This is a genomic window from Streptomyces sp. NBC_00247 (assembly GCF_036188265.1).
Lineage (GTDB): Bacteria > Actinomycetota > Actinomycetes > Streptomycetales > Streptomycetaceae > Streptomyces.
This window is the reverse complement of record NZ_CP108093.1, coordinates 284606-295108: the sequence shown is the minus strand read 5'-3', so window position 1 is coordinate 295108 and position 10503 is coordinate 284606. Positions and strand designations below refer to the sequence as shown.

Sequence of the window (10503 nt, the reverse complement as noted above, 5' to 3'; positions counted from 1 at the left end):
CCGTGAACGACAAGCCCCTCATCGAGGACATCCGCGCGAATCCGGGGACGTACGGTCTGAACGGCCGGTACTACCCGACCGTCATGCTGCTGAACGGCATCGACGTGGCCCAGTCCCGGGGTTTCTTCCGCGGCTTCGCGGAGTGGCTCTGCGTCCAGCGGCAGGAGCTCTCCAGCTTCGCCTGGTACAAGGAGATCTTCCGCGAAGCCGTTCCCGAGGCCGACCCCGGCGAATGGCGCGGGCCGCTGACACCGGAGCAGGACCAGCGGGCCCTCGACCACCTGTTCACCAGGGTCCTCGAGTTCCTCGCCGTGCGAAACAGCCGGGAAGCCCTGATCCGCATGTACGCCGACTTCCGCACCCTGAGAGGCAGGTGACGCGGACGGCCGGAGCCGGACCCGTGACCGGCCCCCGACCGGGACCCGGAACGGAAACGTGACCGAACCGGCAGGAGCCCCCGCGGGCGCGAGTCGCTGCGCCTGCGGGGGCTCCTGCCGTCGGACGGGTGCGGGCCCGGGGGTTCGGGCCGGGTGCACGTCCCGGACCTACGGGCCGGGTGTACGGGTGCGGTGCGTACCCGATCAGACGTACGGGATCTTCAGGACCGCCGCGTCCGTGCCGGTCTGCACCTGGGAGGTGCTGCTCCCCAGGGCGTTCCAGATCTCCAGGCGGACGGTCCCGCCCGTGAGGTTGCCCAGGGTGCCGGTGGTCGCCCGTGTGCCCACGGCCTGCGTGTACTCCTCCCACCCGGCGACCGGGTCGCTCGCGAAGTAGCGGTAGGTCTCGGTCCGGTCGAAGGTGCCGTCGCCGGTGAGGTCGTAACTGACCCTGACCTGCGGCGCGAGTCCGACCGTGGTGCCCGCGTCGACCCGGAGGCGGAACGTGGTGGAGGCGCCGGAGGAGAGGGTGCCGTTGACGTTGGTGATCTGGTAGGCCGTCGGCTTGTACGGAGTGCCGTCCCGGTTGACGCCGTCCGCCGAGGCGATCGTGTCGGTCCCCGCGGCGCCGTCCGTGGCGGTGGTGAGGGTGCCGCCGGACTTCAGCCGGAAGGTGTTCCCGGTGGACGTGCCCGTGCCGGGGTCCGTGCCCGGGTCCGGGTCGGTGGTGCCGCCGCCGGTTCCAGTGCCGGTGGCCGTGGAGCGGGCCGGTACGGAGAGGGTCGCGCCGTTGGTGAAGGTGACCGTGCGGGCGGCGGTGCCGTAGTTGTGGGCCACGTAGGTGTTGACGCCGTTCCTGGTGAAGACGGCGGAGGTCGGGATGTCCCCGCTGATGCTCATGTCGGGGGCGCCGAGGCTGTTCAGGGTGGTGATCCACTGGTACGTGTGCGCCTTGGACTCACCCTGTTCCGGGGTGTATCCGGCGTTGCCCGCGTCCCATTTGGCCTTCGCGGACGCCGGGTCGGCCAGCGCCTCGAACTCCCAGAGCAGGTCGCGCCATTCGACGGCCGGGCCGCCGTTCTCCCGCTCCATCTCGGCGAGATTCCGCTTGACGGTGGCCTTGTCACGGCCCAGGTAGAGCGAACCACCCGTGATCGGCAGGGTGTTGATGCCGTGGATCTCCTCGGGGTTCGCGGTCCACCAGGTGGAGTACGCGGCGCCGCTTCCCCAGACCATGCCGACCGTGTCGTGGCCGAAGGAGCTCGGGAAGACCTGCTGGTCGGTGTCGAACCAGTACTGCTCGATCGCTTCCGACTCGGTGGTCAGCAGGTAGCTGCCGAGGTCGCGCAGCGAGGTGTCGCCGGTCGCGGAGCCCCACAGGACGAGCGCGGCGCTCAGGTTGGTCGACTCGGAGGAGGACTCCTGGTTGTTGCCCGCCGCGAAGCCCTGGTGTCCGGAGGCCCAGCTGTGGCCCGCGTACACGTCGAAGCCGCGGAGGAAGGGGAACGCGCTGTCCGTGCGGCTCGGGTTGGCCGTGTCGCGGATCAGGTTCTTGACCATGGTGCCCCAGGCCGAGTCGGCGGCCCAGGCCTGGTCGTACTGGGCGACGATCGCCGCCGCGTACACGTAGTAGCTGTAATGGAAGTGATGGTCGTTCAGCTCGGTGTCGCTGCCGTAGGAGGCGGGGTACCCGATGAGGGTCTTCCAGTCCTTGTCGTAGCTGAACTCGCTCGCGCCACCGGCCGTGAACCACTCCTGGAGCCGGCTCTTCAGCAGCCCCAGCATCTTGTCCCGGATGCCGGTCTGGCCGATCTGGTCCGCCACGGGCACCAGTTGGGCCAAGCGGCCGAGTGCCTTACCGGTCCAGTAGGTGTCGGTGGCTCCGGAGAACGGGTCGGAGGCGTTCGCCACCTCGTTGAGGTAGGCGGTCAGCCGGGCCGTGTCGACGCCGCTGACGGCCGGAAGGGCCGGCACCACACCGGAGCTCTTCTGGCTCGTGGCGAAGGAGGTTCCTTCCCGCACCTTCATGGTGCCGCGCGGGGACACGTAGGTGTAGCCCGTGAGCGTGTCGGTGGTGTGCAGCCACTGGTGGCGGTAGAGCGCCTGGAGCGTCCCGCGCTCGGTGCCCTCCTTCGCCTCCGTGGTGAGGCTGTACGTCGCCCGGACCGTGCCCCCGGTGGAGGACCAGGAGACCGTGGAGCCGGTGACGAAGCTGAAGGCGTACTTCCGGAACGTCGCGAGCGCGTCGGTGGACGGCAGCACGGCGAGCGAGAAGTAGTCCTTGCCGCCGAGGGGGGCGGTGATGCTGGACCCCGAGACCGTCCAGTCGGTGCCGGTCGGCGAGAACAGCGCGTAGTGGTGCCCGGCGACGGTGATGCCGAGGACGTTGCCGTTGTCCGCGAAGACGGTGGGGGCACTCGCCGTGGTGATGCTGGCGTTGCCACCGGAGCCCTTGGCGTACACGAACGGCAGGCCGTGCCCGATGGTCGTGCGCAGCGTGCGGGTGCCGTCCGACCAGTAGGGGGTGACGGTCCAGTCGGACCAGTCGTCGGCCTTCGTGTCGGGCGAGTTGAGGCCGCTGAGACCGAGCGTCAGGTCGGCCTTGTGGGCGTACTCGTACTGGCGGCCGTCCCCGACGATCGAGGGCGTGGTCGGGTAGCCGACCTCCAGCCCGCCGGAGGTGGCCTGGTAGGTGAGCGGGTGGCCGTACATCGGCGTGGAGTACGGGTTGTCGCCGTAACGCTGGTAGGCGAGCGAGGTCCACCAGTCGTTGGTGGGCACCGGCTTGTTCTTGGCGGCCTCGGTCAGTTTGGGGGTGACCGGTGCGCCGGTGTTGGTGGTCGGTCCGGAGGTACCGGCCGGGCGGGTGTCGGTGTAGCTGCCGGCGCCCGCGGTGATCGTGGCCGCGGCCGCCGGGGTCGCGGCCGGACCCAGGCCCACCGCGGCCAGGGCGACGGCCAGAGCCACCGCGGCAGCGGGTCTCACGAGGGAGGCTTGCATGGGGAAGCACCTCGAAGTCAGGAGGGGGACGGAGCGCTTTCGAGAGCGCTCTCAGATGTCAAGGAACGTAAAACTCCTGAAACCTTTGTGTCAATAGAATTGACACGTACGGTAGTTGAGGGTGTTTGCGCGCAGGCCAGCGTTCGAGTTCTGACGGATCGGAGGGCGTGCCGCGTGGTCCGAGGGGAAAGGATGAGAGCGCTCTCATCGCCCGGATCGCCGCATTCGAGGGTTTCGCTCGTGTGGTCCGGCCCGTTACGGCCCGCCCGAGCCCCGCTCCCTCTCCTGGGGGCGTGGCCGTGAGGGTTCCGTCGCGGGGCGGGAATGGTAAGGCTGCTTGATAAAGTAGCTTTAGTACATGGACGAAGATCTGGCTCCGGAGGGAGTCGCCGCGGCTCTCCTGGCGAGCATCGGTGTGCTGGTGCGGCGGGTACGCCATGTACCGGTGGACGGCGGACTCGCGATGCCCGAACGGGCCGCCCTGGCACTCCTGGACCGCTCGGGCCCGACCACCTCCTCCGCGCTGGCCCGGGAAGCGCAGATCACCGCGCAGGCCATGGGGGCGACGCTCGCCGCGTTGCGTGCCCGTGGACTGGTCGAGCGCCGCCCGGACCCGGAGGACGGCAGGCGGGCGGTGCTGACGATGACCGCCGCGGGACACAAGGCGCTGGAGGACAAGCGCAACGCCCGGACCGATCTCCTCACCCGGGCCCTGACCGGTGGCGCGTTCACCCCGGCAGAGCTGGACCGACTCGCTGCCGTGGCGCCACTGCTGGACCGGCTGGCCCGCACCGTCCGACCCGCCGGGTCCGGAACGCCCGAGCCCGGTACGCCCGATTCGGACCGGTCCGGAACGCCCGACACCGCCCGGACCGGTCCCGGAGACCGGCCGACCCGCACAGGAGAGACACCCCAGTGACACTGTCAACGATCGACCCCACCCCCGCGCTCGTCGTGATCGACCTGCGGAAGGGCCACCTCGCCGGCGCCGGACCCGCCGTCGCGGCGGTCGTCGCCATGATCGAGGCCACCCGATGACGCTGCTGGGCCGGCTCCTGAGCAACCGCCGGGCCGGCGAGACCCACCTGGCCTGGAACCTTCCCGGCCTCCAGGGCCCGTCCTCACTGACCCTCACCAGCGACGACTTCGGTCCCGACGGCTTCCTGCCGCAGGTCCACTGCGCGAAGCACGTCGGCGGCCAGGACCTCTCCCCGCACCTGACCTGGAGCGGGCTCCCGGCCGGTACCGCACAGCTTCTCCTGGTCGTCGAGGACGTCGACGTACCCATGGCCAAGCCCGCGGTGCACTGCCTGGCGCTGATCGACCCGGCGACCGGAGAGCTCCCGCCCGGCTCCCTGGCGGCGAAACGGCCCGGCCCCGGGGTGCGGGTGCTGCGATCCACCGTCGGGCGGGGCTACCACGGCCCCGCGCCCGTCAAGGGCCACGGGCCGCACCGGTACGTCTTCCAGCTCTTCGCGCTCGCGGCTCCCGTCGACCGCGGCCCCGGCGCGATGCCTGTGGACCGGGCCCGGCCCCGTACCCTGCTGCCCCTCCTCACCCCGCCGGTCCTCGGCCGCGCCCGGCTGACCGGGGTCTACGAACGCTGACCCGGTTCCCCCGCGGTCGGGCCATGTAGCGGAGAGGTACGCCGGGCCGGAGGGCGACGCCGTCACAGCGCGCGCTTCGTGTGGGACGGCACCGAACGCGGTCGGCCGGCGGCCCGCCGCCGGGGCGTCTCACCGAGGCTCCCTGGGGCCCCGGGCTGACGCGAGCACGGCGGATCTGGGCGTCGCGGGGTCGAGGAGACCGTCGCGGAAGAGCCGCTGGAGGACCTGGCCGGCGTTCGCGTCGTACCCCGCTCCGCGTGACCGGCCCGGACCGTCCCGCCACAGCGCTCCGCCCGCCCGCGGTACGGGACCACGGGCGGGCGGAACGCTTCGGGGGGACGGGCGTGTCAGGAGCGGTAAGCCTCCAGTTCCGAGGCCTGGACGGCGGGCCAGGCCGTGTTGGCGGTACCGGTGACCCGCAGGTGGCGGGGGGTGGAACCGGCCGGCAGGGTCACGGTCACCGTGTTGCCGGAGGCCGGGTCGAAGCGGTACTCCTTCGACGCGGTCAGCGTGGTGAAGGCGGAGCCGTCGGAGCTGCCGAGGACCGCCAGGGTCTGGGTGCGTGCCTCCCAGGACGACGGCAGCCTGAGCACGACCCGGCCCACCCCGGTCGCCGCCCCCAGGTCCACGGTCAGTGACTGCGGGAAGGACCGGTTGACGCTCTCCCAGTACGAGTTGGCGTCACCGTCGACGGCCTTCGCCGGGTTGTAGACGTCCGCGTACCCGGTCGCGGTGACGGGCCGGCCCAGGGCGAGGTTCCGGCCGGGGTCGGGGGTCGGACCGGTGGGCGTCGGAGTGGGCGTCGGGGTGGGCGTCGGAGTCGGAGTGGGCGTCGGGGTCGGGGTGGGCGTCGGCGAGGTGCCGGTGCCGTGGTCGTAGTTCGCGGTGGGCCACGGCCCGCAGTAGGTCGCCGGGAGCTTGGCGTTCCAGCCGGAGTTGCCGGTGCCCTGGGTCAGCGCCAGAGAGGAGCCGAGGCAGCTGTAGACGGCGTCGGTGAACCCGATGTCGGTGGCGCGCACGTTGGTCAGCGACAGTTGCGCCGGGTCGTTGAACTGGAGGGCGAAGGTACCGGTGCCGACGATGTTCACGTTGGTGAAGTTGACGTTCTTCGTCGTCCCCGAGACGAAGTGGACGGCGGCGTAGGAACTGTCCAGGATGTCCGTGTCGGTGACGTTGATCGTCGCCTTGTCGATCGGGCTGTTACGGGCGTCGAACCAGACCGCGCCGATCGGGAACGGCCACCCGTAGTCGGTGTTGCCCGCCCGGATGGTGGTGTTGCGGGCCAGCGTGAAGGTGCCCTGGACGTCCGTGCCCTGGCCGGGGGAGACACCGGGGAAGCGATTGCCCACGTGCAGGGCGCCGCCGTTGGTGAGGCTCTCGGCGAGGACGTTGTCGGTGACGGAGATGTCCTTGCCGCCGTAGATCGCTATGTGGTTGGCGAGGATCGGGGCCACCACGGTGTTCCCGGTGAAGGCGTTGGCGGTGTCGGCCCTGGTGTCGGACCACATCGCGAGGCCGTCGTCACCGAGGTTGCGCAGGAAGGTGTTCTCCACGGACGAGTGGGTGACGCCCCAGTGGAAGTTCACCCCGTCCGCGGTCTGGTCCAGGATGCGGCTGTTCCGGATGTGGAAGTTGTCCATCGGCCCGTCCATCCAGGCGCCGACCTTGGTGTGCTGGAGCCACACACCGTCCACGACGGAGTCGCTCATCGCGCCGCCGATCGCGTTGACCTGGTCCTCGTCGACCCGCTCGGTGATGTCCCCGATGATCGCGAAGTCCTTGAGGGTGACGTTCCGGCTCGGCCCGCCGGCCTCGTACGGGCGGACCCCGCCGCCGTACCCGCCGCCGGAGACGTACTTGCCGTAGATCCCCGCCGCCCGGCTCCGGTCGGTGGGGTGACGGCCGCCCAGCACGCTGTACCAGGGCCCGGCGCCGCGCAGCGTGACCTGGTCGACCACCACGTGGTCGGTCAGCTTGAAGGTGCCCTGCGGGATCCACACCTCCTTGCCCTGGGCCTTCCCCGCGTCGACCGCCTGCTGGAACGCCGAGGTCGAGTCCGCGCCGCCGCTCGCGTCGGCTCCGTAGTCGGTGACCGAGAGTGACCCGGACGGCCGGGTCACCGGTGCCGCGACCTGCTCGAAGTCGGCCAGGTCCACCACGGCCCACGGGGTGGCGGAGGTCGAGGGCAGGGTGATCCGCACCTTCGAACCGGCGGCGAGGGTCCTGCCGAAGAGGGTCCTGGTCTCGTCGTAGAAGTGGTGCGGCTGGCTGCCCGGGGTGTTGGTGAACGGGTACGAACCGTAGAACCAGCCGTACTTGGACGTGAAGTCGAGGTCCTTGAGCTTGGTCCCGTCCAGACCGAGCGCGACCGGCGCGGTGATGCCCGTACCCGCCGCGTTGTCCGGCACGGAGTAGCGCACCGTCACGGCGTTGGCCGGCTTGGTCAGGGTGAACTCGACGTACTCGCCCGGGGCGTCGAGCCGTACGGCGCGCCGGCCCGAGGCCTCGGAGGGAAGGGTGGTGTACGTGCGGTCGGGGCCGATCAGCGATCCGCTGGTCGCGGCGTTCTCCGCTTCCAGTTCGGTGAACGGCACCTGGGCCCCGCGCCCCGCCACCGCGAACGGTGAGAGTACGGGCGCCTCGGCCGCCGCCGCGGAGCCGGCGCCGCCCCCGGTGAGGGCGGCGACCGTACCCAGGGCCACGGTGCAGGCGAGTGAGGCCAGCAGCGCGGTCAGGGACCGTCCACCGGGTGCGGCTCGTGTCACGTTCATGATGCATAACCTCCTGTGGGGGGACATCTGGACGGCGGCGCGGCGACTGGATCAGGCCAGCAGCCACACCGCCGTGTCCTGGGGGAGACGGCCCCGGTCGTCCAGGGGGCCGGCGGCGAGCAGGACTTCCGTGTGGGCGGGGAGCTCCGCCGGTTCCGCAGCCAGGTTGACGACGCAGACCAGGCCCGTGCCGCGCCGGAAGGCGAGGACGCCCTCGGCCGAGGGGAGCCAGGTCAGCGGCTCGCTCCGGAAGGCGGCGGTGGTGCGCCGCAGCCGCAGCGCCTCCCGGTAGAGCGACAGCATCGAGCCGGGGTCGCCGTCCTGGCGGTCCACGGCGTACGCCTCCCAGCCCTCCGGCTGCGGCAGCCACGGTTCCCCGCGCGAGCCGAAACCGCTGTACGGGGCGTCCGCGGTCCACGGCAGCGGCACCCGGCAGCCGTCCCGCCCCGGATCGCTGCCGCCGGATCGGAAGTGCATCGGGTCCTGGATGCGGTCGAGCGGTACGTCCGCCTCGGGCAGGCCCAACTCCTCACCCTGGTACAGGTAGGCGGCCCCGGGCAGCGCGAGCGTCAGCAGGGCCGCGGCACGCGCCCGCCGTTCGCCGAGCGCCAGGTCGGTCGGCGTACCGAACGCCTTCGTGGCGAAGTCGAACCCGGTGTCCTGCCGGCCGTACCGGGTCACCGTCCGGGTCACGTCGTGGTTGCACAGCACCCAGGTGGCCGGGGCGCCGACGGGCGCGTGCTCGGCCAGGGTGTCGTCGATCGTCCGCCGCAGCCGGTCCGCCCGCCACGGGCACGCCAGGAAATTGAAGTTGAACGCGGTGTGGAGCTCGTCAGGACGCAGATAGCGGGCGAAGCGCTCCGAGTCCGGCAGCCAGACCTCGCCCACGAAGACGCCCTGGTACTCGTCGGCGATGGCCCGCCAGGACCGGTAGATGTCGTGCAACTCGTCCTGGTCGATGTACGGATGGGGGTCCACCCCCTCCACGAAGTCGGCGAGCGCGGGGTCCTTGGCGAGGAGCGCGGCCGAGTCGATCCGTACACCGGCCACCCCGCGCTCGAACCAGAAGCGCAGGATCTCCTCGTGCTCCCGGCGGACCGCCGGATGGGCCCAGTTGAGGTCGGGCTGCTCGGGCGTGAAGAGGTGGAGGTACCACTCGCCGTCCGCCACCCGGGTCCAGGTGCGTCCGGAGAACTGCGAGGGCCAGTCGTTGGGCGGCAGCTCGCCGTCCTCGCCCCGGCCGGGCCGGAAGTGGAACAACTCCCGCTCGGGACTGCCCGGTCCGGCCTCCAGGGCCGCCCGGAACCACGCGTGCTGGTCCGACACGTGGTTCGGCACGATGTCCACGATCACCCGGATGCCGGACTGGCGGGCTTCCGCGATCAGCTTCTCCGCCTCGGCCAGCGTCCCGAAGGCCGGGTCGATGGTGCGGTAGTCGGCGACGTCGTATCCGCCGTCGACGAGCGGAGAGACGTACCACGGGGTGAACCAGATGGCCTCCACGCCCAGTTCGGCGAGGTACGGCAGTCTCGACCGGACGCCCGCGAGGTCTCCGGTACCGTCCCCGTCACCGTCGGCGAAGCTGCGTGGGTACACCTGGTAGATGACGGCGCTGCGCCACCAGTCGTCGGTGCGCACCGGAAGAGGGGCTGCCACGTGAGGGTCCTTTCGGGCAGGGTCCGCCGCCGGCCGGACAGCGGGGCGTGCGGTAACGGCCGGCGGCGGAGGCTTCATGGAGAGTGGCGTCGTGCGAGGGGTGTCGCGGGAGCGCGCACGGGGCGCGGCCGGCGAACGTGCGGGCGTGCGGGCAGGCGGCCCCGGCTGCCCCGGACCGACCGGGGCAGCCGGGGCCGGGTCAGCCCTTCAGGCCGCCCGCGGTGAGGCCGCTCATGATGTTCCGCTGGAACACCAGGAAGATGAGCAGCGTCGGCAGGGACGCGATGGTGAGGGCGGCGATCAGCACGTTCTCCGGCACACCGTTGGAGAGCGAGTAGATGCCGACGTTCAGGGTCTGCATGGCCGGATCGGGCAGGGTGAGCATCGGCCAGAGGAAGTCCTTCCAGACCCCGACCACCGCGAAGATGGAGACCACCCCGAGGATCGGCCGCGAGATGGGCAGGACGATGGAGCGCAGGGTGCGCAGGGGGGAGGCCCCGTCCATCGACGCGGCGTCCAGCAACTCCTTCGGGATGGAGTCGAAGAACCGCTTCAGCAGGAAGATGTTGAAGGCGTTGGTCACCGACGGGAGCCAGATCGCCCACGGCGAGTTGAGCAGATTGCGCTCCACCAACGGGACGTCCAGCACCGTGAGGTACTGCGGGACGACCAGCACCGTCGCCGGGATCATGAGGGTGGCCAGCATCATCCCGAGGATCGCCTTGCCGAAGACGGGCCGCAGCCGGGAGAGGGAGTAGGCCGCGGCGACGTCCAGGACGAGCTGGAAGGCCAGCGCTCCGAACGCGTAGTACAGGGTGTTGAAGAGGAGGCGGGAGAGGTCCATCACCTCCCAGGCGCGTGAGTAGTTGCCGGGGGTCAGCGTCGACGGGAAGAGCGTCGGCGGCGACTGCACCGCCTCCTGGGTGGACTTGAGCCCGCCGGACACCATCCAGTAGAGCGGTCCGAGGAAGACCAGCGTGAACAGGACGAGGACGAGACCGAAGACCACCCAGTAGACGGCCCTGGCCCGGGGCCTGGCCAGTTGGGCCGGCGAGATGAGCGTGCGTGTGGACATCTGTCGATTCCCCCGGG

Annotated in this window: 8 protein-coding genes; 4 read left to right on the top strand and 4 right to left on the bottom strand. The window is 71.1% G+C overall.

Annotation, left to right across the window (positions count from 1 at the left end):
* The first annotated feature begins 2 nt into the window (after positions 1-2).
* Entirely contained in the window at positions 3-377 is a 375-nt protein-coding gene (locus OHT52_RS01010; protein ID WP_328718164.1) for a hypothetical protein, read from the top strand.
* A gap of 204 nt (positions 378-581) precedes the next feature.
* Here the strand turns inward: OHT52_RS01010 and OHT52_RS01005 are convergent, their stop codons facing one another.
* Complete coding sequence (locus OHT52_RS01005; RefSeq protein ID WP_328718163.1) at positions 582-3377, bottom strand: glycosyl hydrolase; 2796 nt, start codon at positions 3375-3377, stop codon at positions 582-584.
* 358 nt (positions 3378-3735) lie between these two features.
* On the opposite strand from OHT52_RS01005, the gene OHT52_RS01000 reads away from it, so the two are divergent.
* From OHT52_RS01000 to OHT52_RS00990, 3 genes are read left to right on the top strand one after another with little or no spacing between them, the layout of a single operon-like run.
* Positions 3736-4296 (top strand): MarR family winged helix-turn-helix transcriptional regulator, encoded by a 561-nt coding sequence (locus OHT52_RS01000; protein ID WP_328718162.1) that lies wholly within the window; start codon positions 3736-3738, stop codon positions 4294-4296.
* On the top strand, positions 4293-4415 hold the full coding sequence (locus OHT52_RS00995; protein WP_328718161.1) for a hypothetical protein: 123 nt from the start codon (positions 4293-4295) through the stop codon (positions 4413-4415). Before OHT52_RS01000 ends, OHT52_RS00995 begins: the two co-directional genes overlap by 4 nt.
* The gene (locus OHT52_RS00990; RefSeq protein WP_328718160.1) at positions 4412-4984 is read left to right on the top strand and encodes a YbhB/YbcL family Raf kinase inhibitor-like protein; all 573 of its coding nucleotides are present in this window, start codon (positions 4412-4414) and stop codon (positions 4982-4984) included. Before OHT52_RS00995 ends, OHT52_RS00990 begins: the two co-directional genes overlap by 4 nt.
* 347 nt (positions 4985-5331) lie before the next feature.
* Here OHT52_RS00990 and OHT52_RS00985 read toward each other — a convergent pair whose 3' ends face one another.
* From OHT52_RS00985 to OHT52_RS00975, 3 genes are all read right to left on the bottom strand, one after another.
* Positions 5332-7755, bottom strand: coding sequence for a discoidin domain-containing protein (locus tag OHT52_RS00985; RefSeq protein ID WP_328718159.1), 2424 nt, complete (start codon positions 7753-7755; stop codon positions 5332-5334).
* 51 nt (positions 7756-7806) lie between these two features.
* Positions 7807-9411 (bottom strand): glycoside hydrolase family 13 protein, encoded by a 1605-nt coding sequence (locus OHT52_RS00980; RefSeq protein ID WP_328718158.1) that lies wholly within the window; start codon positions 9409-9411, stop codon positions 7807-7809.
* A 199-nt stretch (positions 9412-9610) separates the two neighbouring features.
* Positions 9611-10486: a carbohydrate ABC transporter permease gene (locus OHT52_RS00975; protein WP_328718157.1), complete on the bottom strand. Its 876-nt coding sequence runs from the start codon at positions 10484-10486 to the stop codon at positions 9611-9613.
* Positions 10487-10503 lie beyond the last annotated feature (17 nt).